This window comes from Saccharopolyspora gloriosae (assembly GCF_014203325.1).
Classification (GTDB): Bacteria; Actinomycetota; Actinomycetes; order Mycobacteriales; family Pseudonocardiaceae; genus Saccharopolyspora_C; species Saccharopolyspora_C gloriosae.
Map to the genome: position 1 here is coordinate 2,327,958 of NZ_JACHIV010000001.1, position 24,339 is coordinate 2,352,296.

Here is a 24,339-nt window from a genome sequence, read left to right on the forward strand (position 1 = left end):
GACCGGCTATCGCGGACCCGGTCGTTCGCAACGGCGTCATCGGTGTGCCGAGCGCCTCGTGCGCGACCTCGTGGAGGGAGGGGTGATGTGCGACCGACGATGCCACCACCGTGACGATCAGATCGATCGCGACTTCCTGTCGTCCGGGCACCACGCCCTCGCGGCGGCGGTCACCGAATTCGCCGAACTGCACGTTCGTCCGAGAATCCCGGAGCTGGAAGCCGCGGAGCAGGTCAATGCCGACCTGGTGCGGGAGATCGCCCGGCTCGGCTGGATCGGCGCGACCATCCCCACCTGCTACGGCGGACGGGGAGGCGACCACCGGGCCAAAGTGCTCATCATCGATCGGCTCTCCCGCGTCTCCGGTGCGATCGGCGCCGCCGCGCAAGCCGGCGACATCCCCGTGGCGCTGTTCCGGTGGATCGCCACACCCGAACAACGGCGGCGGTGGCTTCCGGCCTTGGCGTCCGGGCGAACGCTCGCCACGATCGCGGTGACGGAACCGGAGTGCGGCGGCTACGTCCTCGGGTCGGGCACCACCGCCACCCGCGATGGCCAGGACTACGTCCTCAACGGGCGGAAATGCTTCGTCGGAAACTCCCACGTCGCCGGTGTCCACGCGGTCGTGGCCCGCACCGGCGAGGACGAGCTGAGCGCGTTCGCCGTCGACTCCGGCGCCGACGGACTCACCCTGCACCCCTACCGGCCCGGGCTCGGCCTGCGCGGGTTCTCGTTCGGCGACCTCGACTTCGACCACGTCCGCGTACCGGGCTCCGCGCGGCTCGGTGCGCAGGGCGACGGCCTCGACGCCGCTTACCTCGCCAGCGTCGTGCACGGCAGGCTGGACATCGCCGCCGTCGCGCTCGGCCTGCACCACACCCTGCTGGAGGTCACCGTCGAGTACGCCGGAGGGCATTCCCGGCTGTCCCGGCACGAAACCGTGCAACAGCGCGTGGGGCAGATCCAGTCGAACTACCTGACGGCCCGTCAGGTCGTCCACCACGCGGCCTGGTTGCTCGACCGGGGCGACGACTGCGACGCAGAGCTGGTCAACGCCAAGCACGTCGCCGTCGAACGCGGCATGGAATCGGTGCGGCTCGCCCAGGAGGTGTTCGGCGCCCGAGCGCTGCGCGCCGGCGAACCCGTCGAACGGTTGGCGCGCGACCTCCAGCACCTCTGGGCCCCCGCCGGTACCGCCGACGTCCAGCGATACCGGCTCTGGCAGACCGCCACCCGCACGTCCAAGTCCTCCTGGTCCCGTCGGGCCGCTGTCCGATGACCCCGGGCCGAGAGCGGGAGAGCCGACCGCCGGGCCGTTTCAGAAGTTCCTGGTCGTCACCGTCCAGTTCGGGGTGGTGCACCAGCCGCAGTCGGGGCCGAGGAAGCGGGACTTCGCCTGCTGGTCGTCGTCGAGGGTGAAGCGCAGCCACTCCGTCGTGACGCGCAGGCCCGCCGCGAGCATCGGCTGGTCGCCGTCGCCTTCGCTGATGCCGCGGCTGATCCCGCTGTGCCCGGCCTTGGTCGCCTCCACCAGGGCGGCGGGAACGGTGATGGCGGCGAAGTCCCCTCGGCTGTTGTCGTAGGCGACGTCGGTGGGTCCGCCGTTGAGCAGCAAGGTGGGGGAGTGCAGCGCGGCGAGCCTGCCGCGGTCGTGGCCGCCGAAGCGGGGTGTGGTGCTGAAGCCGGTGTTGAGGCCGACGACGGAACGCACCCGCGGGTCGGCTCCGGCGAGCAGGGCTTCGATGCCGCCGCAGGAGGTTCCGGCTACCGCGACCCGCTTCGGATCGGCCTTGCCGTGCAACTGCTGCCCGCTCGCCGTGGTGTCCAAGGCCCAGTCGATGCCCGCGGTGAGCAGGTCGGGGCGGGCGAGGGTGGTGCCGGGTTCGGTCCGCACGGGCTGCGCCTCGGGGGCGCCGTTGGCGATCACGATGTAGCCGTGCGCGGCCAGTCCGGTGAGGTAGCCGCTGATGGTGAGGTTGCTGGTGCTGCACGCGCCGTTGCCCCAGGCGATCAGCGGCACTCCTCCGTCGGGGTACTCGGCGAGGTCGGCGGGCCGGTAGACGGTGTGCCCCGGCAAGCCCGCCGTGGCTTCGCGCACCGTCGGGAGGGCCGGTTCGGGCACGGGTGCGGTCGGGGTGGGCGGTGCGGCCGGAGAGCACGCGGTGGCCAGTGCCGCGCACAGCGCGGTCGCCGCCAAGGCGATGCGGACGTGGTTGCGCATTCGGGAATCCCTTCCTCGCCGGTCAGGCTCCGCGCTCGGGTAAGTCCACAATGGACCCTCCGAGCACGTCGATGCGGGAACCGGCGGCGTCGGGGAGCACTCCGGTCTCGCGCGGGTCGTAGCCGGTGACGGTGATCTGGACGCGGTGCCCTGCCCGCACCTGGTAGGAGGTCGGCAGCATCGCGAAGTGCAGCCGGGCCGATTCGCCCGGCGCGACGGGATCGGCGTCGGCGGCGTACGCGCGGTGCCACGGCACGCCGGCGGGCAGCGCGTACGGCGCGCGGTGCTCGGCGCGCAGCGACACCTGCTGGCGGCCCTCGGTGATGACCGTCGTGGAACCGTCCGGGGCGACGTCCTCCAGGTACGCGAACACGTCCGCGTCGGAGCGGTTCACCCGCACCGTCAGGTCCGCCACGGGGGTGCCGGTGAGCTCGACGTCGCGGTCCAGCACCGGGCCGGTCCAGCTCGTGCCGCTGCCGGGGATGTGGCAGGGCTGGATCGTGGAGCCGCTGCCCGGGTCCTCGGGGCATTCGAGGGACGGATTCACCGCGATGGTGCGGGAACCGGGGGCGTTCGAGCCGAGCACGCCGTCGCCGCCCAGCGCGGTGGGTTTCGGCGCGGTGCCGGAAGGCGGCCAGGTCTCGGCGGTCTTCCACTCCAGGCCGGTCGCGTCGGCCGCGTCCGAGCGGGGGGTGGCGTAGTGGATGCGCGGTTCCCGCTCGATGCCGGTGTCGAGGTCCTTGAGGTGCTGGTCGAAGAACCGGTGCGCCTCCTCGACGAGGCCGAAACCGGCGTTCTCGCAGTGCTTCCACGGCCCGATCAGCAGCCGCGAACCGGGCACGTTGAGCACCGTCGCGATGCCCTGTCCGCGCAGCTCGTCGTGCCAGCCGCCGACCACGTAGACCGGGACGCCGGAAGAGCGGATCTGATCGGCGTACGAACCGGCGCTGCCCTCCGACCAGAACCGCGACCCCACCAGCGGGGAGAAGTCGTCCCGGTGCGGCATGCCGCGCCACATCTGCGCCAGCGGCGTGGACTCCTGGTGCTCGATCGCCGCCTGCCGCAGCAGGACCTTGCCCTCGTCGCCGTCGACGGGCCGGTTCGCGAGGTCCTGCTCCACGGTGCGGGACGGGCCGAAACCCCACTGGGCGGAGATGCCGCCGGGCCGCCACGCGTCGTACTTGTCCCAGGAGAAGCACCCCGCCAGCACCGCCTTGAGGTGCGGCGGGCGGACGGTGAGCGCGTGCATCGCGGCGTCGCCGGTGTTGGAGCAGCCGTAGATGCCGACGTCCCCGCTGGACCAGCTCTGCGCGGCGAGCCACTCGGTGACCTCGTAGGCGTCGGCGGCCTCGATGCGGTCGTTGTAGCCGCGGCGGGCGCCGAACGACTGGCCGTTGCCGCGCCGCGCCACCTGCGCGACGACGTAGCCGTGGTCGGTGAGCTCGGGAATCGTCTGGATGCCGCCCGTCTTCGGTCCCGCGCCGTCCTCCGGTTTCCGGTCGATGGACAGGCTGTGCTGCCACAGCACCGGGAACTCGCCCGGGGCCGCGGACCCGTGCACGGCGGGTCGGTCGAGGCGGATCGCCAACCGGGTTCCGTCGCGCATCGGCAGGTAGAAGGACTCCGTGACGCGGTCGGTGAACGTCGGCTCCGGCCGGTAGGTGCCGAAGGTCGACGCCGCGTTCCGGTCGGCGTCGCCGGGGACGGTGACCAGCAGCAGGACCGCCGAGCCGACGAGGGCGAGCGCCCCGCCGAGCAGCGCGGCCCGTCGGCGGCCGGACGAGGGAGATCTGGGCATGGGTCCTCCGTGCAGCGATCGTTGGTGCAGGGGATTGGTGTTGCGCCGTAACGGATTCGGGTGTGCGCTCACCCGGGAACCCTTTCCAGGGGCCGATTTCCGCAGTCTCAGGACGTCGTGCCGGGCAGGACGTCGGTTTCGAGCCACGAGCCGACCGCCGTGTCCAGGAACGCCGGATCGGAGCGGCGGGCGTCGACGTTGTCGGCGTGCAGTTCGAGCACCGCAACACCGGCCGCGCGCAACGCGCGAGTCGTGGCCCAGCTGCCGCGCGCGTCGTCGGAGACCAGGTGCACCACCCCGTGCACGCCGTGCGCCAGCGCTTCCTTGACGTACCACTCCGCCGACCACGGCGGGGTGTAGAGCTGGTCGGAGAACGCGGCGAACCGGGCGGCCAGGGCGCGCAGCGGATCGTCGCCGTAGCGGACGTAGCCGTCGGCGGCGATCGCCAGGTACATCGACCACACGAACACCGCGCCGTAGCGCTCCTGGAAGCGGCGGTAGAAGTCCAGGTCGAACCACAACCCGCGCCCGATCCACATCAGCCGGGCGCGTTCGCCCTCGCACACCGCCGCACCCGCGCCGACGCGCTCGGCGACGTCGTCGTGCAGCCGCTTCGCCGCGTCCCGCGCCCACGTGGTGCCGCGGTGCCACTGCGGGATCATCACGGCGGGGATGCCGTCGGTGACCGCGATCGGGCACGGACGGGCGGTGGCGATCAGGTCGCGGGAGCGGCGGTTCCACTCCTCCTGCTCGTTGACCAGCGCCATCACCTCCGTGAAGCGCTGCTGCGAGAAGCGGCGGCCCGTCGTGGTCTCCAGGAAGCGGATGAGGCCTTCGAGCTCACCGGTCATGAGGTCGATGCGGTCCCGCCCGATCGCCTCCTCCCAGCGGTGCGGCATCAGCTCCCACCAGCGTTCCGGCACCGAGTCGGCGGCGGCGCTCTCCAACGGGTAGAAGGTGACGCCGGGCTGCTCGCCCCACACGTCGAAGATCTTCCGGGAGGCGTCGCCGGTGGTCTCGGCGAGCACGATCGACGGCATCGGCAGCCCACCCCACGGCGCCGAACCCGGATCGGGGTCGAACGCGCTGCCCAGCGACGTGGAGCTGTACTGCTCGGTGTAGTCGGGGTAGCCGCGGTCGCGCAGCCGCGCGAGGTGCTCGGGGGTGCGGCGCTTGGCGGCGACGATGGACGCCCACCACTGGTTGACGACGTACGGGATGCCCATGGCGCGGAAGACCTCCTGCGGGGCGTCCGCGTTGACCAGGGCCAGCGGGGAGCCCGCCGCGACCTCGCGGTGCAGCTCGGCGAACCACTCGCGCTGGTGGGCCGTGGCCGCGGCGGCGCTGGGCAGCCGGTCCTTCCTGGCCGGTGCGCTCATCGGGTCACCTCCGCCGGGGCGCGGAGTTCGGCGAGGGCGCGATCCAGCTCGCGCGGGTCGATCTCCCCGTACGGCTGGCGTTCCACGATCGCCGACGGCACGTCCACCGCCGCGCGCTGCGCGGGGAAGTCCCACGGCGGGGCGTCGTCGTACCGGCGCACGTAGCTCAGCAGACCTTCGGCGCCGCGGTCGCGCACGGCCGCGCGGGTGTGCGCGGCGCGGTCGCGGATCGACGCGCGCGGCGCGGCCGGACCCGCGAACTGGTAGCGCTCGGCGACGGCGAGTTCGGTGGGGGCGCCGACGTCGTGCGCGGACAGCAGGTCGCCGCGGTCGTGGTCCTCGCCGACCACGAGCAGACCCGCTCCTTCCAGCGCCTCGTAGACCTCGGGGGAGTCGTGGCTGCTGCCGGTGAGGTGGATCGGATGTCCGGTGCGGGGTTCCCGCGTCCGCAGTTCGGCCAGCAGGTCGCGCAGCAGGTTTTCCGCCCGATCCACCGGGAGCGAGTTCGCGGCCCGCACCACGCCCAGCGCCTCGGTGCCGGTGAGCCTGCGCTGCCCCGGTCCGCGAAGATCACCGACCCGGCGCAGCAGACCGCGCACCCGGTCGTGCGCGGCGACGGCGGCGGCGAACGCGTCGTCGGAGATCGGGTCGCCCGTCAGTTCTCCCAGCCACGCGCGGAATTCCCGGACCTTCGCCAGCACGTAGCGGGTGGTGGTCCGGTGCGGGAGGTGCAGCACGTCCACCAGCTGCAGCGGCGGGATCGGCACCTCGGGTTCGACCCGCCGCAGCTCGCGGAGCACGTAGAACAGCCGCAGCGAGGCCTCGCAGTCCCGCGAGACGACGAGCGCGTCCAGCCGACCGTAAGCGCCGTCGAGCAGCCGGGTGAGCACCGAGCACGCGACGGGGTCGAGCCCGCCGCCGAGGTAGCCGCGGCCGAGCTCGGCGTCCTCGGCGGGCGATCCCGCCAGCCGCACCGGAAGCATCCAGGCGGCCGTCAGCAGCTCCACCGGAACGTCGGCCCCGACGTACCCCGCCACCGGCGCGGCGGCGTCGGTGCGAGCGGGGAGAACGCCGGGCGCGTCCTCGGCCGCCGGGTGCCGGGGCGCGGCGCCTCCGGGGGGCGCGGCGGCGTGGTCGAGAAGCGCGGCGAGAGCGGCGGACATGGGAGTCCTCCCATCGATGGTGCGTGGGTCTCACCCGAATCCCCTGTGGGCTTCCGCGATTTCGCGGGGAATTGAATGCCCCCGGCGTGTCGGACGTTCGGGGTGGACGAACGTTCTCCCTCGTCGGAACGGGGGAGCGAAGGGGGATTCGGGGGTGTCACCTCGTTCGGGTGGTGCGATTTCTCGCGAAATCGCGGGAAGCCGAAGCAGGTGTGAACAAGGGTCAGATGACGGAATCCGCCGTGAGGGCGGTGAGTTCTTCGTCGGTGTAGCCGAGGAGGTCGCGGTAGACGTGGTCGTTGTGCTCGCCGAGGGCGGGAGCGGGTGAGTCGAGTCCGACCGAGGCGCCGGAGAAGGTGATCGGCAGCCCGGTCGCCGACAGGTCCGCACCGGTGTCGTGGCGGGGGTGGGTGATCGGCACGACCTCGCGGCGTCGCCGCACCAGCGGGTCGCGCACGGCGTCCTTCGGATCGCGGACCTCGGCGGCGGGCACGCCCTCGGCGGAGAGGCGCTCGATCACCTCCGCCTTCGGCAGGTCCCGGCACCAGTCGCGGATGAGGTCGTGCAGCTCGTCGGCCCGCCGCACCCGTTGGTCGCGGGTGCGGAAGTCCGCTTCGGCCACGAGGTCCGCGCGGCCCATCGCGCGCAGCACCCCGTGGGCGAACGCGTCGGTCGGCGCGCACAACGCGATGTGCCCGTCGGCGACCGGCAGGATCCCGAACGGCGCGAGCCGCGGCACCATCGACCCGGTGCGCTGCGGCATCCCCACGGCTTCGAAGGCGTCGAACGGCTCGCAGGCGACCAGCGAGGTCAGCGCGCCGAGCATCGACACGTCCACGTGCTGGCCCTGCCCGGTCGTCTCGGCCTGCAGCAGCGCCGAGACGGTGCCGATCACGGCGAACATCGGCGCCAGCATGTCCCCGATCGGCAGCCCGAAGCGCACCGGGTCGCCGTCGGGTTCACCGGCGGTCATCATCACCCCGGACAGCGCCTGGATGATCGAGTCCATGGCCTTGCCGGAGCCGGGGCCGCCTTGCGCGCCGAACCCGCTGATCGAGGTGTAGATCAGCCGCGGGTTGATCTCCCGCACCGAGTCGTAGTCGATGCCCAGCCTGCCGGTGACGCCGGGCGAGTAGTTCTCCACGAGCACGTCGGCGTCGCGCACGAGGTCGGTGAACACCGATTTCGCCCGCGGATCCTTGAGGTTGAGCGTGACGCTGAGCTTCCCCCGCCCGCGCACCAGCATCGACACCGACATGTCGTCGTCGTGCCTGCGCGACATCGCGAGCCCGTCCTTGCCGACGTACGGGGAGTTGTTGCGCGAGGTGTCCCCGCCGGTGGCGGGGTTCTCCACCTTGATCACGGTCGCGCCGAGCCCGGCGAGCAGCAGCGTCGCGTAGGGGCCGGCGAGCGCGGTGGTCAGGTCGATGACGGTGCGCCCGGCGAGCGGCTGGTCGGTCATGAGGTCCTCTCTGCGGTGCGGCGGGTCGCGGTGATGACGACGTCGTCGTCGCGGCGGGTGAACGTGCCGTTGAGCCGTGCCGCGGCGGTGATCCGCTCGACGTAGTCGAGGACGCCGCGCCCGTCGGGGGAGTCGGCCGCGAGCGGTACCGGCCGCCCGGCGTCGTCGATCCGGCACGGCACCAGGCCCGCCTCGACGAGCCCGTCGCGGTCGAAGCGGCAGGTGGCCACGACGGTGTTCCGGCTCTCCGGGTGGAACGGGTAGTACGGCATGTCCGGGTCGGGAGCGAAGCCGTAGAGCGCGGTGCGCTTCGCGGCCCACGCGGCGCGTTCGGCGTTGTCCCCGCCGGTCGGGGTGAGCGCGCGGGTGACGGTGACGAAGTTGCCGAGCCCGTGGAAGATGGGCTTGCCGCGATGCACTTCGACGCCGCGCATGATGTGCGCGTGGTGGCCGAACACGGCGTCCGCGCCGGCGTCGATCGCGGCCCGCGCCACCGGCCCTTCGTACATGGCCACGGCGGCCGGGGTGTGCCCGACGCCCTTGTGCAACCCGACCAGCACCACGTCCGCTTCGGCGCGCAGCCGCGCGACGTCTTCGGCCATGGCTTCCAGGCCGTCGGGGTCGGCGAAGGTGTAGACGCGTGGCGGCCCGCCGGGGCTGGCGTGGTCGAGCTCGTAGTGGGTGAGCACGTGCAGGTAGGCGCAGCCCGCTTTCCGCGAGGTGGCCCAGGATTCGCGCGGGCCGACGCAGTTGTAGGACAGCACGCCGATCCGCAGCCCGCCGCGTTCCACGACGGCCGGGGCGCGGGCCTCGGCGAGGTCGGCGCCCGCTCCCGTCGGCACGAGCCCGGCGGCCCGCGCGTGGGCGGCGGTGTCGATCACCCCGGCCTCACCGGCGTCGAAGATGTGGTTGCCCGCCAGCGTGACCACGTCGAACCCGGCGTCGGCGAGCGCGCCGAGCGCGGCGGGATCGGCCGGTGGCGCGGGCACGTCGGTGCTGACCTGCACGGTGCTCGTGGAGTGCGGCACCTCGACCTGGCCGATGGTGACGTCGGCGTCGCGCAGCAGCGGTGCCGACGGCGCGAGGAACGAGGCGGGGTCGGGTTCGTCGAGGATGAGGTCGCCGACCGCGGCGATGGTGATCACGAACGCACCTCCTGGGAGTGGTGGCGGGACAGGAAGGCCCGCAGCCGTGGGCTCTTGGGCGCGCCGAACATGTCGGCGGGCGGCCCGGATTCGACGATCCGGCCCGCTTCCATGAACACGCAGCGGTCGGCGATCTCGCGGGCGAAGTTCATCTCGTGGGTGACCACGACCATCGTCAGGCCGTCGCCCGCGAGCCCGCGCAGCACGCCCAGCACCTCGTCGACGAGTTCGGGGTCGAGCGCGCTGGTCGGTTCGTCGAACAGCATGATCCGCGGCCGGGTGGCCAGCGCCCGCGCGATCGCCACCCGCTGCTGCTGGCCGCCGGAGAGCCGCCGCGGGTAGTCGTGCAGCTTTTCGCCGAGCCCGACCCGCTCCAGCAGCGCGGTGGCGTCCCGTTCGGCGTCGGCGCGGTCGCGGCCGTGCACCCGGCGGGGTGCTTCGGTGACGTTGCGCAGCACGCTGAAGTGCGGGAACAGGTTGAACTGCTGGAAGACCATGCCCACCTTGCGGCGCTGCGCGGCGGCACCGGCCGGGCTCAGCGCCCGCAGCCCGCCGCGGTGCTCCTCGTGGCCGAGCAGTTCGCCGTCGAGGTACATCGCGCCGCCGTCGATCGACTCCAGCTGGTGGGCGCAGCGCACCAGCGTCGACTTGCCGGAGCCGGACGGGCCGATGACCACCACGACTTCGCCTTCGGCCACGTCGAGGTCGATCCCGTCGAGCGCGGCGTGCGAGCCGAACCTCTTGGTGACGCCGCGCATCCGCAGCACGGGGCTCATGCGGACCCTCCTTCGTGGACTTCGCGGAGGTGCCCGCGGGCGACGCGCCGTTCGAGGCGGCGCTGGCCGATGGTGAGCAGCGTGACGACGGCGAGGTACCAGAAGCAGGCGACCAGCAGCATCGGCACGATCTCGTAGGTCTGGTTGTAGATGACCTGCACGGCGTGCAGCAGGTCGTTCATCGCGATCACCGAGACCAGCGCCGTTCCCTTGAGGACGCTGATGAACTGGCTGCCGCTCGGCGGGATGATCACCCGCAGAGCTTGCGGGAGCACGATCCGGAAGAACGTCTGGCCGGGCGTGAAGCCCATCGCGCAGGCCGCTTCGCGCTGGCCCTGGTCGATGCCCAGCACCCCGGCGCGGATGATCTCGGCGAGGTAGGCGGACTCGACCAGCGACAGCCCGATGACGCCCGCGGTCAGCGGGGTGATGAGCTCGTTGGTGTCCCAGCTCAGCAGCTCGGGTCCGAACGGCACGCCGATGCTCATCTCCGGCAGCAGGTACGCCAGGTTGAACCAGAAGATCAGCTGCACCAGCGGCGGAATGCCCCGGAAGAGCCCGACGTAGAGCGTCGCGGCCCACCGGAACGGGCCGAAGTCGGACAGCTGCGCGGCCGCCAGCACCGCCCCGAGCACCAGGCCGATGGCCATCGCCAGCACCGCCAGCAGCACGGTGGTGCCGAGCCCGGCCAGCACCGAGGGCGCGAACAGGTGCGCGGCGACGACGTCCCACTGGAAGCGCTCGTTGGTGATCAGGAAGGCGACCAGGCGCGCGGCGAGCAGCGCCAGCACCGCTCCCGCCACCCAGCGCCAGGGCCGGATCCGGCCGTGCGCGGTGGCGACGTCGTGGCGGTCCGCGGCGGCGGTGGGGGCGCTCATGCGGGCTTCCCGGCGTTGTACTCGGGCGCGGGCACGGTGGCGTCGTCGAGCCCCCACTCGTGCATGATCCGCTGGTAGGTGCCGTCGGCGAACAGCTGCTGGAACGCTTCGTCGAGCACGGGTCCGAGCCTGCTGAACTCGGCGGTGTAGAGGGCGAGCTTGTCGGCGGTGGCGCCTTGCTGCTCGGTCTGCACGACGTAGTCGTAGGTGTCGTCCTTGGCTACGAGGTCGATGGCGGCGGCCTGGGTCATCCCGGCGGCTGCGGCGCGTCCGGAGCGGGCGGCGAGCAGCGTGGCGTTGGTGTCGGCGAGTGCGATGGACGCGACGGGGGCGCGCCCGGTGCGCTCGCAGTGCGCGGAGAGCTGGTCGAGCTGGTCCTCGACGATGCTGGCGGTGACGACCGCGACGCTCTTGCCGCACAGCGCATCGGCCGTGGTGATCGGCTCCGCGGTGTTCACGGGGACCGCGTAGGAGGTGCGGGCGGTCATCCAGGTGACGGTGTCGAACTGCTTCTGGCGCGCGGCGGTCACCTTCACCGGCCCGTTGAAGACGTCGTAGCGGTCCGACAGCATTCCTTGCAGGGCCGCGGGCAGGCTGTCGACGATGATCGTTTCGGTGCGCACGCCGAGGATCCGGCTCAGCGCGTCCTGGAAGTCCTTGTCGATGCCGGTGATCGAGCCGTCGGGCCCCACCGTCCGGTAGGGCGGGTGCGAGTCGCCCGCGAAGCGGATCACGCCTGCTTCCCGGACCGATTCGGGCAGCGCGTCGTAGAGCGCGGCGTTCGAACCGGGAGGCGCGGGCTGGATGGTCTCGGCGCCGCCGGATCCGCAGCCGGTCAGCGCGAGGGCTGCGGCGGCGAGGACGACCAGCGTCGAGCGGGGTAAGCCGGAGGAAGGGCGCATGGCGGTCGTTCTCCCTGCGTTGGGTCTGTGCCAGGCGTGGTGATCGCGGCCGGGGAACCGATCATTGGCGACGATCTAGGTGACGAGCGTCGCATGAGGTGTCTCCAATAGCAAGGTTCTCGTGCGCCGAGCGGATCGCCCGCGGGCACCGGCACGTAGGCTGCGGCCCGTAGGGAGGAGGGGCGATGCCGGATGTCGCCGAGCTGAGGGCGCGCACCGAACCGCAGCTCCTGCTGACCTCATTGCTGGGGGACCACTGGTACTGGCGCGACGAGCACATCCCGTCCGCCGCGCTGATCCGGTTGCTCGCGGAATTCGGCGTCGGAGTGGACAACGCCAGGGCGACGATGCGCAGGCTCGCCGCGAAAGGACTGCTGACCACCTCGCGGGTCGGCCGCACCACCGCCTACGGCATCCCGCCGCGCACCAGCGACGTCATCGTCGACCGCACCTACCGGATGCTGACCTTCGGCGGCGAGGCCCCGGAGTGGGACGGGATGTGGACGATCGTCGCCTTCTCGGTGCCCGAGCAGGCCCGCGACGTGCGCACCGCGCTGCGCTCCCGGCTGCGCCTGCTCGGGTTCGCGGCGCTCTACGACGGGCTGTGGGTCACCCCGCGCGACCTGGCGGGCGCCGCGGGTGAGCTCGTCGGCGAACTCGGCATCGAACGCGCGACCGTCCTGCGCGCCACCGAGGTGCCCGGCCTGGCCGCGGGCGGCCCGTCCGCCGCGTTCGACCTGGCACCGCTGGCGCAGGAGTACCGGGACTTCCTGCACCGCTACGAACCGCTGCGGGCGAGGCTGTCCGAAGGGCGGATCGAACCCGCCGAAGCGCTGCGCCGGCGGACCGAACTGCGCGTGGACTGGCGGGGCTTCCCGGAGCGGGACCCCGACCTACCCGCCGAGATGCTCCCCGACGAGTGGCGGCGGGCCGACGCGCAGCGGCTGTTCCTGGAGATCTACGACCGGCTCGGACCGCTGGCGGAACTGCGGTTCCGGCAGGTCCTGGCGGAGTCGGACCCGGAGCTCGCCGAGCTCGCCTCGCACCACGACAGCGAGCTGATCGCGAAGCTGCACGCCGACCTCGGCGACCACCGCGCCCGCGGCGACACCCCGTTCGAACGAGCCGTGACGGCCCGCCGGCTCAACGCCCTGGAATGAGCCGGGCGTGCCCGGCGGGCGTCCTGCGCGGGCTCGGTTCAGCGGCGGGTGGCGCAGGTGATGCACGTGCTCGCGGCCGGAAGGGCCTCCAGGCGGGCGGGCGCGATGTCGTCGCCGCAGCCCTCGCAGCGCCCGTAGGAACCCTCCCGCACGCGGATCGCCGCCCGGTCCAGCGCCTCCAGTTCGCGGGTGGCGTCGGTGAGCAGTCCGTGCAGCTGGGCGCGCTCGTAGGCGATGGTCGCGCCTTCCGGGTCGTGCTCGTCGTCGGTGCCCGTCCAGGTCGAGACCTCCCGGACGGACGTCAGCTGCCGCCGCAGGGACTCGATCCGCTCCAGCGCCCCGGCGCGCTCCGCGGCCAGCAGTTCCCGCGCGCGAGCGGGTTCGGGGCCGCCGGTGGTCGGCTCGTCCATGACCCGCCAACACCGCCGCGCCGTCGCGCTATTCCCGGTCAGAGCCTCGGGCGTGCCGGTCGGCGTGGAGATCCGGGCGCCGGTCCGCGCCGCCCTCCGGGGGAATTCGGGAGAGCATCGCGAAAAGCACCACCTCGCGCTGATCCACTGCGTACGCTCAACGCATGCCGCCGGTTCAGGTGAACGGCCCACCGGTGTCCGCCGAGCGCGGACTGAGCTTCACCGTCCTCGGCCCGCTGCGAGCCTGGCGCGGCACGACGCCGCTGGACCTCGGCCCGGTCCGCCAGCAGGCGTTCCTGGCCGGGTTGCTGCTGCGGCCGGACGTGACGGTCAGCAGGCAGCAGCTGCTCGACGCGGTGTGGGGCGAGGAACCGCCGGGCACCGGGCTCAAAGTGGTGCCGGGCTACGTCTACCGGGTGCGCAAGAGCCTCGGCGTCGACGCCGTCATCAGCGGCGACCGCGGTGGCTACCGGTTCCACGGCGACCGGGTGCGGGTGGATTCGGTGCTGCTGGAAGACCTCGCGGGACAAGCCCGCGCGGCGCATCGCACGGGTGATCTGGCGGCGGCGGTGCAGCTGTGCGGCGACGCGCTCGCGCTGTTCGCGGGCGAACCGCTCACCGGGCTTCCCGGTCCGTTCGTGGTGAGCCAGCGGCGGCGCTGGACGGAGCGGCGGATCGCGCTCGCGCAGCAGAAGGCCGACTGGGAGCTGCGGCTCGGCCGCCACGCCGAGGTCGTCGAGGAGCTGTCCGCGCTGCTCGCGGCGCACCCGGACAACGAGACCCTGGCCGCGCTGCTGATGCGCGCGCTGCACGACGGCGGCAGGCGGGCCGACGCGCTCGCGGTGTACGCCGAACTGCGCCACCGGCTGGTGGAGGAACTGGGCGTCGAACCCGGCGCGGAGACCCGGCGCGTGCAGCAGGCGGTGCTGCTCGGCGAAGACCTCACGCCCCGCGCGACCGTCCGGCGCGGGGCCGCGCGCGACGAGCTCCCGGCCGACGTCGGCGACCTCGTCGGCCGCGATCGAGAACTGGCGCTGCTCACCGCATCGGCGAAAGGCGGGGCGGTGGCGGTCGACGCCGTGGACGGCGTCGCGGGCTCCGGGAAGTCCGCGCTCGCCGTGACGGCGGCGCGGGCGCTGCGCGCCGAATGCTCCGGCGGCTGCTTGTTCGTGGATCTGCACGGCCACAGCGAGGTGCGCGACGCGTTGGCGCCGCAGCGGGTGCTGCGACGACTGCTGCGCGCGGTGGACGTCGAGGACGGCGCGATCCCGGACGACGTCGACGAGCTCGCGGCGCGGTGGCGATCGGCGACGATGCCGCTGCGGCTGCTGCTGGTCCTCGACGACGCGTCGAGCTCCGAACAAGTGCGTCCGCTGCTGCCCGCCGGTCCCGGCAGCAGAGTGCTGGTGACCAGCCGCGGACGGCTGACCGGGTTGGACGTGCGGTGCCGGATCTCGTTGGGGCCGCTGGACGTGGACGCCGCGCAAGGACTGCTCGGCGGCATCGTCGGCACCCCGTCCACGGATCGGGACCGCGCCGCGGCGCGCGAACTCGCCCGGCTGTGCGGGTGGTTGCCGCTGGCGCTGCGCATCGCGGGGGCGAGACTGCAGCACCGGCCGATGTGGACCTGGGACGACCTGGTCTCGCGGCTCTCCGACGGCGACGCCCGGCTCGGCGAGCTGACAGCGGGGGACCGCAGCGTGGAAGCGGCGTTTCGCCTGTCCTACCACCGGATTCCCGGCATCGAGCAGCGCGCGTTCCGGGCGCTGAGCCGCGCGCCGTCCGCCGAACTGGACCGCATCGCGATGGCGGCGATGCTGCACTGCGCACCCGCGCGCGCCGGTCGGGTGCTGGAGAACCTGGTGGACGCGAACCTGGTGCAGCAACCCGCCGTCGGCCGGTACCGGCTGCACGACCTGGTCGCCGTGTTCGCGCGGCGGCTCGCCGCGGAGCACCCCGCCGAGACCGCCGCCGCCGACCGCAGGCTGCTCGAACTCCACCTGACCGCCGCCCGCCGAGCCGTCGACTGGAAGCGCACGGGACGACCAGACGAGCCGGGTACCGGCCCGACGCCGTTCAGCGGGATGCGCGACGCGGTCGAATGGCTGAACTCGGCAGGTGATCTGTCCGACGTGGTCTCGCACGCCGTGGCCACCGGCAACGTGGACCACGCGTGCCTGCTCGCGGAGGCGGGCGTCGACTACCTGCTGCGGCGGGGACGGATCCACGAGTGCCGGGCCGCGGTGGAGATCGCGCTGGAGCACGTCGCCGACGCCACCGAGCGGCGGATGATCGCGGCGCTGCGCTTCTGGCTCGGCTGCGTCGAACTCGTCCAAGGACGCCACGAGCAGGCGCACCACTGCTACCGGGATGCGCTGCACACCGCCAGGAACCTCGGCGACCGCTGGGAGGAGTCCCGCGCCCTGGGCGCCTTGGGCGTGGTGGCCGGGTTGTCCGGGGCCAAGCACGAAGCGGTCGACGCGTTGAGCGAAGCGCTCGAAGCGGCCGTCGAGCTGGGCGACGAGTGGCTGATCGAACGCGCGGACTCGTACCTCGGCTACCTCCAGCACGTCGACCACCGTCACGAAGAGGCCCTCGAACGCTTCGAGCGCATCCACGCCCTGGGCGAGAAGCTCGGGAGCTCCGCGATGATGGCGCGAGCGCTCTGCTACACCGGCAGCGTGCACCTGGTCGTCGGCCGCTTCGCCGAGGCGGCGTCCGCGCTGCGCCGAGCCGTCGACTCCGCCGAAGAGCTCGGCGATCTCGTGCTCTACGCGGCAAGCCTGTCCCGGCTGGGCACGGCCGAGTACGAGCTGGAAGACCGGGCGGCCGCGCTCGACTCGCAGCGCCGCGCGCTGCAGGCGTTCCCCGCGGACGGTCCGACCTCGGTGGCGTTGGAGATGCACCAGCGCTTGGCCGACACCTGCCTGCGAGAAGGACACCACGACGAGGCCCAAGAGCACTTCCGCTCCACGCTCGCCCTAGCGGAGACCGGCCCCACCGAACGGATCACCGGCCTTCGCGACGTGTTCTTGTGAGTGTTGTCCGAGACTGCCATCTGCGGCCTGCGTAGCGGGTCGGGTAGCGGAACCTCAGCGGCTTCCTCGCTGCGGGATCGATTTCTGATGTAGCACCCCTGCACGGCGAAATCGCTGTCCTCGCGAGGAAGCCGCTGAGAACCCGCCGGTGGTCGTTCTGCTCAAGCTGGTCACTGCTCAGCGGCTTCGCCGCTGACAGGACAACGGTCAACAACGCCGCTCGTTCGGAACGTCAAGATGGAAGAAGGGCGGTTCGCGGCGGAGGACGAGCGCGTGCGTCGTGGGCGGCGCGAGCTCGGGCGCGGGTGGTGGGGCGAGCCGGACGATCATCGTTTCATCAGGATTTCATCGGTCGCGGATACCGTTTCACCGCGTCGTATTCCGGGGTGCAGGGGGATGAAGCGGGACATGGCCGACAGGGGAGATGACGAGCTGATCGCCGCGGCGTCCGACGGGGTGCAGTCCCTCGCGGACACCGCGACGGCCGTGCTGGGGCAGGGCGGGCCGGTCGGAGCGCTGGCGCAGCCCGTGGTGGACGCGCTGCGCAACGTGTGGGAGGGGTACTTCGGCTCGCCGATCCCGGAGGACGGGACGAACTGGAACTCCTACACGCACCAACAGCTCTACGACATGCTGTGGCAGGGCGCCGACGTCGGCGACGTCGGCGACGTTGCAGGGGAATGGGAGCGGCACGGCACCGAACTGGCCGGTCACGCCGAAGGATTGCGCGAACAGCGCGGTTCGCTGGAACGGAACTGGAACGGGCAGGCCGCGCAGCGGGCCGCCGGTGAACTGGGGGAACTGGGGGACCGGACCTCGGACATCGGTGCTCGTGCCGGTACCAACGGGCAGGCGGTACGGGAGGCGGGCGACGCGTTGGCGGTCGCGCGCGACGAGATGCCGCCGCCGACCGATTCCGCGGCGCTCACCGGCGCCGGCACCTCGCTGGGAACCGCGGCGGGCACGGTGATCGGCGGCGTCCTCGGAGCCGGAGCCGGGGGGATCGGCGCCGCTCCGGGGGCGATGATGGGGGCCGCCGTGGGCGCGGTGGCCGGGGGCATCGCGAGCGGGTTCCTCGCGAACGTCGCGTCCGCCGAGCAGAAGGCCCAGGCGGTGCACGTGATGCAGACCTACGAGCAGAGCCTGCTCGGCAGCAGCCGCTCGATCGCCGCCACGGGGGCCACGGGGGCAGGGGGAGCGTCGGGATCCGCCGGACAGGGGGAGGCGATCGCCGGGCCCGCGTCCACGAGCTCGGCGGCGTTCGCCGGCGGATCCCCGACGGGTGGCGGCACGTCTGGGGGCGGCGTGCCGTGGGGGAAGCTCGTCGGCGCCGGGCCGCTGGACGCGGCGCTGCCGCCGGGCGGGCGTGCGGGGATCGGTACCGCGGCGCTGCGCGCGGCGGCGGCGGCGGGCGCGGGCAGAGGAGGTGGCCGCGGCGGGATGATGCCGGGCGGTGCCGCGGGCCGGGACCGCGACGACGAGGGCACCGAGCACCGCAACCGGCTCCCGCTGCTCGACCAGCGGCTCTTCGAGGTCGACGAACCCGTGATGCCCCCGGTCATCGGGGAGTAACGGATCTGTCGCGTTGTCCTGTCAGCGGCGAAGCCGCTGAGCAGTGACCAGCTTGAGCAGGCCGACCACCCGCGGTTTCTCAGCGGCTTCCTCGCGAGGACGGCTTTTTCCCCGGAGCCACTCGGGAAAAACCGCCACACCGGCCAGGGGCGCAGCGAGGAAACCGCTGAGGTCCGCTACCCGACCCGCTGCGCCCGCCGAGATCGAAGACAGGCGCCCAGTCCGAGCCATTCTTCAAGGGGGAACACGACATGACTTCCGAGAACGCGTCGAAGGGCTTCCAGCTCCAGCCGGACGAGCTCACCACGCAGGTCGCGGCGCTGACCGCGATCGGCGAAGGCACCACGGGCCTGGTGAACTCGGCTGGCGCGCTGGCGCAACGGCTGCCGCAGCTCGGCACCGCGCCGCCCGCGCTGCACTTGGCGATGAAACTCCGCGCGGCCGCGGGGGAAACCGGCCTCGCCGGTGAAGTGGGCGGCGCGGACACCGGGGTGAACACGTTCCACGCCGCGCTGCAGGAGACCGTGACGGGCTACCTGGACCGCGACGCCGAGATCCAGCGGATCCTGCGCGCCGCGGGCGGGGAGCGGTCGTGACGGCGGGCGGCACCGTGGCCGAGGCGGTGGGCGTGCGGTTCGGCCTCGTCGAGCTGGACCTGCTCGCCACGCACGCCGGAGTGCCGTGCCCGTTCCCGCTGCGGGTGCCGTCGTTCGGCCGCATCGGCGGCGAGCGCGAGGTGTTGCTGAACACGGCCGGGCAGACCTTGGGCCTGCGCGGACTGGCCGACGACTCCGGACCGACCGGCCTCGCCGCGGACCTCGTCGCGGCACTGCGCGAGCACCGGGGTGCGGTGGACCTGGTGGTGACCGGTCCTGGCGGCACGACGGGCGTGGCGGCGCTGCTCTACCGGTCGTCGGCGCTGATCCTGCGGCGCGCGCTCGGCGCGGAGCCGGCCGACGTGGTGGCGGTGCACCGGGTCGCGGAGGACTCGCTGCTGCGGGAACTGCTCGCGGCGGTGCCCGAGCTGGACGCCGCCCGGTCGATGCCCATCGCGCTGCCCGCGCGAGCGGTCGTGGAAGCGAACCGGGAGATCGCCGACGTCGAGCACGACGCCGAGCGGCAGCGCAGGCTGCGGGACCTGGTGCGCGACCACGGCGGCGACCCGGCCCAGCTGGACCAGCTGATCAAGCTGCTGCCGAAGGTGCGCGGCCAGGGCCAGCTCGGCGCGACGCGCCGCCGCCGCGACGGCACCGCCGCGCGCGCGGGCGCCGAACTGTCCTGGGTGGACGGACCGAGGGGCCGGGTCCGCATCGGCCGCAACGGCGACTGGGTCAGCATCAATCCGCTCCGCGAAGCCGACCTGATCAGCACCTTCACCGACCTCATCGCCCACGCCCGCAAGGCCCGGTGAGGTGCTCTGTCACCAGACGATGGGTCACCAGACGATGGGTCACCAGACGATGCGTCACCAGGCGATGGGGAGTTCCTTCACGCCGTAGATCGCCTGGTAGGTGGCGAAGTCGACGTCCTCGTGCGGGATCGCGAGGTGCAGGTCCGGGAAGCGGCGCAGCAGCGCGGGGAAGGCGATGCGCATCTCCATCCGGGCCAACGGGGCGCCGATGCAGTGGTGGATGCCGTGGCCGAAGCCGACGTGCGGGCTCGCGCTCCGGGTCACGTCGAGCCGGTCCGGGTCGTCGAGCAGCCGCGGATCCCGGTTCGCCGCCGGGAGGTTGAACGACACGAGGTCGCCGCGGCGGATCGTGCTGCCCTCGAACTCGACGTCGCGGGTCGCCATCCGGGGTGAGCCGCTGTTGAGGACGCTGAGCCAGCGCAGCAGTTCCTCGACGGCACCCGGCACGGCGTCCGGGTCGTCGCGGACGAGCCGGAGCTGCTCGGGGTGGCGCAGCAGCGCGAGGGTGCCGAGGCCGAGCATGTTGGAGGTCGTCTCGTGCCCGGCGACCAGCAGCAGGTTGGCGATGCCGACGAGTTCGGCGTTGGTCAGCGCCTCGTCGTGCTCGCGGATGAGCATGCCGATGAGGTCGTCGCCGGGCTGCTGCCGCGCGCGGTCGACGAGACCGGCCATGTAGGCGAGCGACTGCCGGGACAGCTCGACCTTCTCGTCCTCCGGCGCGGTGGTGTCGAGTTGGCGGTTGGTGCGCTCCTGGAATTCGGCCTGGTCCTCGGCGGGAACTCCGAGCAGTTCGCAGATGACCAGCGAGGGGATCGGCAGCGCGTAGTGCGCGACCAGGTCGACCGGCGGGCCGTGCTCTTCGAGGGCGTCGAGGTGCTGCTCGACGATCTCCACGATGCGCGGTTCCAGGCGGCGCATGCGCCGCACCGTGAACTCGGGCGTGAGCATCCGGCGCAGCCGCGTGTGGTCGGGCGGGTCCAGCGCGAGCAGGTTGCCGCTGCGGTCACCGGAGAGCTGGCGGGGGTCGCGGCGCTGCCCGCCCAGGTCCTCCGGGCCCCAGCCGTTGCGGAAGGCGTCGGCGTCGCCGAGCATCCGGCGCACGTCGGCGTGCCGGGTGAGCAGCCACGCGGAGGGGCCGAACGGCGTCGGCACCTGCATGATCCCGTCCCGGCCGCGCACCGCCGCCACGTCCGGCGCGGGGCCGAATCCGGTTCTGCGGGTGGAGATCGGCGTGCCGGTGGGTCCGTCGGTCGGTTGCTGGGTCACGCGCACTCCTGGTCCATGATTCCATTGCCGATGATAATCGTAAATCAGTTGACTGACTCAGGTGATTCGACGGTACTCGGCTTTCACCCCGTCGTCCCGGTTAGGCAGAGTTCTCGGTCCGTGTCCTGTCAGTGGCGAAGCCGCTGAGCAGTGACCGCCTAAGACACCGGCACCGCCGCGGGTTCTCAGTCGTCTTCTCGCGAGGACGGCTTTTTTCCTCGTGGCGGAGCCACTAGGGAAAAAGATCCCGCAGAGAGGAAGCACCTGAGGTTCCGCCACCCGGCCTCTACGCAGGCCGGGGCCAGGGGCGTCACTGGACGGACCAGCCTCCGTCGGACGGGAGCAGTGCGCCGTTGATGTTGACCGAGTCGTCGCTGAGCAGGAACGCGACCGATGCGGCGATGTGCTCGGGCTCGGCGATGGTGGGCAGCGTCGCCAGCAGCGGTTCCAGGCGTTCCCGGCCCATCGTCGAGGACATGCCGCCTTCGATGCCGGTCGCGACACCGCCGGGCGCGACCGCGTTGACCCGGATACCGCTGGGGCCGTACATGAACGCCGCGCTGCGGGTGAGCCCGACGACGGCGTGCTTGGACGCGGTGTAGGCGGTGCCCGAGGTGGAGCCGCGCAGCGCGGCCTCCGAGGTGATGTTGACGATGGATCCGCGCTCCGCCGCCATCATCAGCGGCAGCACCGCCCTGGTGAGCCGGAACATGCCGGTGAGGTTCACGTCCAGCACCCGCTGCCACAGCTCGTCGTCGACCTCGTGCAGCGGCACCGCGGAATCGGTGATCCCGGCGACGTTCGCGAGCGCGTCGGCCCGGCCGTCCGCGGCGGCCAGGATCGCGGCCACCCCGTCCTCGCGGGTGATGTCGGCGCGCACCGGCACGACCTCGTGGCCGTCGAGCTCGTTCGCCAGGGCGTCGAGCCGGTCCTGGGCGATGTCGGCGGCCACCACCCGGCCGCCTTCGCGGGCGACTCGGGAGGCGGTGGCCCGGCCGATCCCCGATCCGGCGCCGGTGATGATGACGGTGCTGCCGGCGAAGCGGCCCTGCGTGATCCGCTCCTGCCACCGCGGCGCGGGCGCGGGGCGGGGTGCGTCGGGCGAGACCCCGGCCGCGGCGTTGGCCTCGGCGGCGAGGCGTTCCAGCTCGTCGGCACCGATGCGTCCGCCGCTCATCTCCACCAGCCGGCTCATGGTGAAGTGCCGGACGGCGGTGAGCAGCGCCGGGCTTTGGCCGTTGTCCTCCAGCACGCCGCGCAGGATCGGGCCGCCTGCGGGGTGGTCGAGCCATTCGGCCACAGTGGACTCCAGCGTCAGCGGAGCGGGCATCGGTGGTTCTCCTCTCGGTGCGGGGCGTTCCCGGTCCGGTGTCGGCGGTGGGAGTCGCCGAACGGGGTCGCGCGGATCACGAGCCCTGCGGCGGGTGCAGGGCTCGCCGGACGTGGTGGGCGATCACGCGGTAGGACTCCAGGGCCTTGTCCGCGTCGTCGACGTCGTAACCGTGGTCGGCTTCGGCGACGACGTGGTGCCGGACGAGGGCGCCGACGCCGCGCAGGCGCTCGGCGTAGCGCTCGCCTTCGCGGGCGAGGTTGTCGAACTCGGCGGTGACGATCAGCGCCGGGGCGATGCCGGTGAGGTCCGCGGTGTCCGTCGGCGCGGCGGGGGAGAGCAGGCGGTCCGCGCGCACGGCGCGGTCCGGCGCGTAGGAGGCGTTGAACATCTCGCCCATCCACGGCCGCAGCGTGGGCCGGGCCAGCGGCGACGGCTTGTCCCGCACCGGGGTCGTCAGGTCGAGCGCCGGGTAGTGCAGCACTTGCAGCGCGAGCGGCGGGCCGTCCTGTTCGAGCGCCTGGCGCGCGACGGCCGCCGCGAGCGAGCCACCCGCGCTCTGCCCGCCGACGGAGAGCCTGCTCCCGTCCCAGCCGTGCCGGGCACCGTGCTCGGCCGCCCAGCGCGTCACCTCGGCGACCTGCCGCGGCGCGGCGGGGAACGGGTGCTGCGGGGCGAGGACGTAGTCCACGTTGAGCACGGCGACCCCGGCGGTGCCCGCGATCAACCGGCACAGCGGGTCGTCGAGCTCGGTCAGGCCGAGCACGAATCCGCCGCCGTGGAAGTTGACGTGCAGCGGCGGGTTCGGTCCCGCGTCCGCCGGGCGGTAGAGCACGGCTCGGGCCGGCGCGACCGAGGTCGGCACGGTGAGTTCGGCGGTGTCGTCGGGGAAGTCGGGGAAGCGGTCGAGCGGTGGGCGGTGCCGCGAGCGGACCGCCCGCTGCATGGCCTTGGCGGCCAGGGCCGCCACCGCGGGACGGGACAGGACGGACATCGATCGCTCCTTGGCTCGAACGGCGCTCGGCTCCCGCATCGTGCGTGCTCGGACTGGTTCCGCGAGGAACACGACCGACTGTAAGGCAATCGCTTGACTTACTGTGTGCCGGGGGCGGTCGGCGCGACGCGCCGCGACCCTGCGGAGGGCGCTGGAACGTGCTCCGCCCGGTGCGACACGCGCACCTCCATCGGGGTGTCGCGGCTCGTTCTGGTGGTCGGATGAGCACGAGGCGCGTCGTTGCGCGTTCCGGCCCGTTGAGGTCGCAGGGGGCTATCGACACCTTATTGACAATCTGTCTAAGATGACACGGAGTCTCATAAGGCGTTTTTCGTTGGAGCGTGCGAGCGGTCGCGCGACACGGCGGAACCGCCCGTCCCGCGGCCCGCGAGGCCCAGTGGAGGTGCACCCATGACCAGCACACCGACCGAACCCGCGCAGCGGACCGCCGCGGACGAGGACGTGTCGCAGCGGTTGCTGGACTCGGCCGCGACGCTGTCCTACGACCCGGCCACGGAAGTGGACTGGGAATCGCCGCTGCCCGCCGACCGCCACGGCCTCAACCCGGAGTGGAGCACCCTCTACGGGACCCCGCTGTGGGACGAGCTCACCCCCGAGCAGCAGATCACGCTCACCAGGCACGAAGTCTGCTCGATCATGAGCATCGGCATCTGGTTCGAGATGATCCTGCAGCAGATGATCCTGCGCGACCAGTACGTCAAGGACCCCGCCAACGCCGAATTCCGGTTCGCGCTCACCGAGATCGCCGACGAATGCAGGCACTCGATCATGTTCGCGCGCGCCTGCGCGAAGATGGAGGTGCCCGCGTACCTGCCGCCGCCGTTCGTCGCGCAGCTCGGCCGGTTGTTCAAGACGGTCGCCAGCGCCGAATCCGCCTACGGCGGCATCCTCGTCGCCGAAGAGGTCCTCGACGTCATGCAGCGCGACTGGATGCGCGGCGACGACGTGCTGCCGATCGTGCGCACCACCAGCAAGATCCACGTGGTCGAGGAATCCCGGCACATGAAGTTCGCCCGCCAGGAGATCAAGGAGAGCCTGCGCGGCGCCGGCACCGTGCGCCGCCACGCCAGCGCCCTGCTGATCTCGCTGGTCGCGAACGTCGTCGTGACGAACATGGTGCAGAAGGACGTCTACAAGTCCGTGGGGCTCGACCCGGAACGGGCCATGGCCGCAGTGCGGCGCAACGAGCACCGCAAGTCCATGCTGCGCAACAGTTGCGTGCACCTGATGGACTTCCTGTCCGAAGCCGGGTTGCTCACCAAACCGGCAATGGCGATCTACCGCCGCACGAACATGATTTGAGGGTGTCCGGGTCGTTCGGCGCAGGGGGCAGGTGGCGGAACCTCACTGCCTGTCCTTGATCTTGTCGTTCCAGGTGAGCGGCGTTTGCTGGTCGTTGTCCTGTCAGCGGCG

20 protein-coding genes are annotated in these 24,339 nt (G+C 72.5%); 7 read left to right on the forward strand and 13 right to left on the reverse strand.

All coding sequences use genetic code 11. The features are described from left to right. The first annotated feature begins 85 nt into the window (after positions 1-85). Positions 86-1,279 (forward strand): acyl-CoA dehydrogenase family protein, encoded by a 1,194-nt coding sequence (locus BJ969_RS10515; protein WP_184478760.1) that lies wholly within the window; start codon positions 86-88, stop codon positions 1,277-1,279. 39 nt (positions 1,280-1,318) lie between these two features. On the opposite strand, the gene BJ969_RS10520 is transcribed toward BJ969_RS10515, so the two are convergent. The 9 genes from BJ969_RS10520 to BJ969_RS10560 all read right to left on the reverse strand — a co-directional run bounded on the left by BJ969_RS10520 (position 1,319) and on the right by BJ969_RS10560 (position 11,724). Next, positions 1,319-2,221 carry an alpha/beta hydrolase gene (locus BJ969_RS10520; RefSeq protein WP_184478761.1) on the reverse strand — a complete coding sequence of 301 codons (903 nt, stop codon included), beginning with the start codon at positions 2,219-2,221 and terminating at the stop codon, positions 1,319-1,321. 22 nt (positions 2,222-2,243) lie between these two features. Further along, complete coding sequence (locus BJ969_RS10525; protein WP_184478762.1) at positions 2,244-4,019, reverse strand: CocE/NonD family hydrolase; 1,776 nt, start codon at positions 4,017-4,019, stop codon at positions 2,244-2,246. 107 nt (positions 4,020-4,126) lie between these two features. Then, complete coding sequence (locus tag BJ969_RS10530; protein WP_184478763.1) at positions 4,127-5,398, reverse strand: 2-hydroxyacyl-CoA dehydratase family protein; 1,272 nt, start codon at positions 5,396-5,398, stop codon at positions 4,127-4,129. Next, complete coding sequence (locus BJ969_RS10535) at positions 5,395-6,561, reverse strand: 2-hydroxyacyl-CoA dehydratase family protein (RefSeq protein WP_184478764.1); 1,167 nt, start codon at positions 6,559-6,561, stop codon at positions 5,395-5,397. The genes BJ969_RS10530 and BJ969_RS10535 overlap by 4 nt, the downstream gene beginning before the upstream one ends. 223 nt (positions 6,562-6,784) lie before the next feature. Beyond that, a complete protein-coding gene (locus BJ969_RS10540; protein ID WP_184478765.1) occupies positions 6,785-8,023 on the reverse strand; it encodes a CaiB/BaiF CoA transferase family protein in 1,239 nt (412 codons plus the stop codon). Next, complete coding sequence (locus BJ969_RS10545; RefSeq protein ID WP_184478766.1) at positions 8,020-9,168, reverse strand: CapA family protein; 1,149 nt, start codon at positions 9,166-9,168, stop codon at positions 8,020-8,022. The genes BJ969_RS10540 and BJ969_RS10545 overlap by 4 nt, the downstream gene beginning before the upstream one ends. Further along, positions 9,165-9,944, reverse strand: a complete 780-nt coding sequence (locus BJ969_RS10550; RefSeq protein WP_221315772.1) for an amino acid ABC transporter ATP-binding protein — start codon at positions 9,942-9,944, stop codon at positions 9,165-9,167. The genes BJ969_RS10545 and BJ969_RS10550 overlap by 4 nt, the downstream gene beginning before the upstream one ends. Beyond that, positions 9,941-10,822 (reverse strand): amino acid ABC transporter permease, encoded by an 882-nt coding sequence (locus BJ969_RS10555; RefSeq protein ID WP_184478767.1) that lies wholly within the window; start codon positions 10,820-10,822, stop codon positions 9,941-9,943. Before BJ969_RS10555 ends, BJ969_RS10550 begins: the two co-directional genes overlap by 4 nt. Next, on the reverse strand, positions 10,819-11,724 hold the full coding sequence (locus tag BJ969_RS10560) for a transporter substrate-binding domain-containing protein (protein WP_184478768.1): 906 nt from the start codon (positions 11,722-11,724) through the stop codon (positions 10,819-10,821). The genes BJ969_RS10555 and BJ969_RS10560 overlap by 4 nt, the downstream gene beginning before the upstream one ends. A 185-nt stretch (positions 11,725-11,909) precedes the next feature. Here BJ969_RS10560 and BJ969_RS10565 point away from each other — a divergent pair, with 185 nt between their 5' ends. Further along, a complete protein-coding gene (locus tag BJ969_RS10565) occupies positions 11,910-12,884 on the forward strand; it encodes a PaaX family transcriptional regulator (RefSeq protein ID WP_184478769.1) in 975 nt (324 codons plus the stop codon). Positions 12,885-12,922: 38 nt separating this feature from the next. Here the strand turns inward: BJ969_RS10565 and BJ969_RS10570 are convergent, their stop codons facing one another. Further along, the gene (locus tag BJ969_RS10570) at positions 12,923-13,294 is read right to left on the reverse strand and encodes a TraR/DksA family transcriptional regulator (protein WP_184478770.1); all 372 of its coding nucleotides are present in this window, start codon (positions 13,292-13,294) and stop codon (positions 12,923-12,925) included. A 164-nt stretch (positions 13,295-13,458) separates the two neighbouring features. On the opposite strand from BJ969_RS10570, the gene BJ969_RS10575 reads away from it, so the two are divergent. From BJ969_RS10575 to BJ969_RS10590, 4 genes are all read left to right on the forward strand, one after another. Then, positions 13,459-16,332, forward strand: a complete 2,874-nt coding sequence (locus tag BJ969_RS10575; RefSeq protein ID WP_184478771.1) for an AfsR/SARP family transcriptional regulator — start codon at positions 13,459-13,461, stop codon at positions 16,330-16,332. Positions 16,333-16,728: 396 nt separating this feature from the next. Then, entirely contained in the window at positions 16,729-17,904 is a 1,176-nt protein-coding gene (locus BJ969_RS10580; RefSeq protein WP_246456737.1) for a WXG100-like domain-containing protein, read from the forward strand. A gap of 251 nt (positions 17,905-18,155) precedes the next feature. Next, positions 18,156-18,500 carry a hypothetical protein gene (locus BJ969_RS10585; RefSeq protein WP_184478773.1) on the forward strand — a complete coding sequence of 115 codons (345 nt, stop codon included), beginning with the start codon at positions 18,156-18,158 and terminating at the stop codon, positions 18,498-18,500. Beyond that, on the forward strand, positions 18,497-19,315 hold the full coding sequence (locus BJ969_RS10590) for an ESX secretion-associated protein EspG (protein ID WP_184478774.1): 819 nt from the start codon (positions 18,497-18,499) through the stop codon (positions 19,313-19,315). The genes BJ969_RS10585 and BJ969_RS10590 overlap by 4 nt, the downstream gene beginning before the upstream one ends. A 54-nt stretch (positions 19,316-19,369) precedes the next feature. Here BJ969_RS10590 and BJ969_RS10595 read toward each other — a convergent pair whose 3' ends face one another. From BJ969_RS10595 to BJ969_RS10605, 3 genes are all read right to left on the reverse strand, one after another. Continuing rightward, on the reverse strand, positions 19,370-20,581 hold the full coding sequence (locus BJ969_RS10595) for a cytochrome P450 (RefSeq protein ID WP_343071329.1): 1,212 nt from the start codon (positions 20,579-20,581) through the stop codon (positions 19,370-19,372). Between the two features lie 310 nt (positions 20,582-20,891). Further along, positions 20,892-21,911 carry an SDR family NAD(P)-dependent oxidoreductase gene (locus BJ969_RS10600; protein ID WP_184478775.1) on the reverse strand — a complete coding sequence of 340 codons (1,020 nt, stop codon included), beginning with the start codon at positions 21,909-21,911 and terminating at the stop codon, positions 20,892-20,894. 76 nt (positions 21,912-21,987) lie between these two features. Then, positions 21,988-22,905 carry an alpha/beta hydrolase gene (locus tag BJ969_RS10605; RefSeq protein WP_184478776.1) on the reverse strand — a complete coding sequence of 306 codons (918 nt, stop codon included), beginning with the start codon at positions 22,903-22,905 and terminating at the stop codon, positions 21,988-21,990. Positions 22,906-23,316: 411 nt separating this feature from the next. Between BJ969_RS10605 and BJ969_RS10610 the strand changes: the two genes are divergently transcribed. Further along, positions 23,317-24,228: an AurF N-oxygenase family protein gene (locus BJ969_RS10610; protein ID WP_184478777.1), complete on the forward strand. Its 912-nt coding sequence runs from the start codon at positions 23,317-23,319 to the stop codon at positions 24,226-24,228. The last annotated feature ends 111 nt before the right edge of the window (positions 24,229-24,339 follow it).

Coding starts and splice junctions, on each gene's coding strand:
- BJ969_RS10520 (WP_184478761.1), bottom strand. CDS start 2,221: ATGCGCAACCACGTCCGCATCGCCTTGGCGGCGACCGCGCTGTGCGCG.
- BJ969_RS10610 (WP_184478777.1), top strand. CDS start 23,317: ATGACCAGCACACCGACCGAACCCGCGCAGCGGACCGCCGCGGACGAG.
- BJ969_RS10550 (WP_221315772.1), bottom strand. CDS start 9,944: ATGAGCCCCGTGCTGCGGATGCGCGGCGTCACCAAGAGGTTCGGCTCG.
- BJ969_RS10530 (WP_184478763.1), bottom strand. CDS start 5,398: ATGAGCGCACCGGCCAGGAAGGACCGGCTGCCCAGCGCCGCCGCGGCC.
- BJ969_RS10565 (WP_184478769.1), top strand. CDS start 11,910: ATGCCGGATGTCGCCGAGCTGAGGGCGCGCACCGAACCGCAGCTCCTG.
- BJ969_RS10575 (WP_184478771.1), top strand. CDS start 13,459: ATGCCGCCGGTTCAGGTGAACGGCCCACCGGTGTCCGCCGAGCGCGGA.
- BJ969_RS10560 (WP_184478768.1), bottom strand. CDS start 11,724: ATGCGCCCTTCCTCCGGCTTACCCCGCTCGACGCTGGTCGTCCTCGCC.
- BJ969_RS10585 (WP_184478773.1), top strand. CDS start 18,156: ATGACTTCCGAGAACGCGTCGAAGGGCTTCCAGCTCCAGCCGGACGAG.
- BJ969_RS10600 (WP_184478775.1), bottom strand. CDS start 21,911: ATGCCCGCTCCGCTGACGCTGGAGTCCACTGTGGCCGAATGGCTCGAC.
- BJ969_RS10525 (WP_184478762.1), bottom strand. CDS start 4,019: ATGCCCAGATCTCCCTCGTCCGGCCGCCGACGGGCCGCGCTGCTCGGC.
- BJ969_RS10540 (WP_184478765.1), bottom strand. CDS start 8,023: ATGACCGACCAGCCGCTCGCCGGGCGCACCGTCATCGACCTGACCACC.
- BJ969_RS10535 (WP_184478764.1), bottom strand. CDS start 6,561: ATGTCCGCCGCTCTCGCCGCGCTTCTCGACCACGCCGCCGCGCCCCCC.
- BJ969_RS10570 (WP_184478770.1), bottom strand. CDS start 13,294: ATGGACGAGCCGACCACCGGCGGCCCCGAACCCGCTCGCGCGCGGGAA.
- BJ969_RS10515 (WP_184478760.1), top strand. CDS start 86: ATGTGCGACCGACGATGCCACCACCGTGACGATCAGATCGATCGCGAC.
- BJ969_RS10605 (WP_184478776.1), bottom strand. CDS start 22,905: ATGTCCGTCCTGTCCCGTCCCGCGGTGGCGGCCCTGGCCGCCAAGGCC.
- BJ969_RS10580 (WP_246456737.1), top strand. CDS start 16,729: ATGAAGCGGGACATGGCCGACAGGGGAGATGACGAGCTGATCGCCGCG.
- BJ969_RS10555 (WP_184478767.1), bottom strand. CDS start 10,822: ATGAGCGCCCCCACCGCCGCCGCGGACCGCCACGACGTCGCCACCGCG.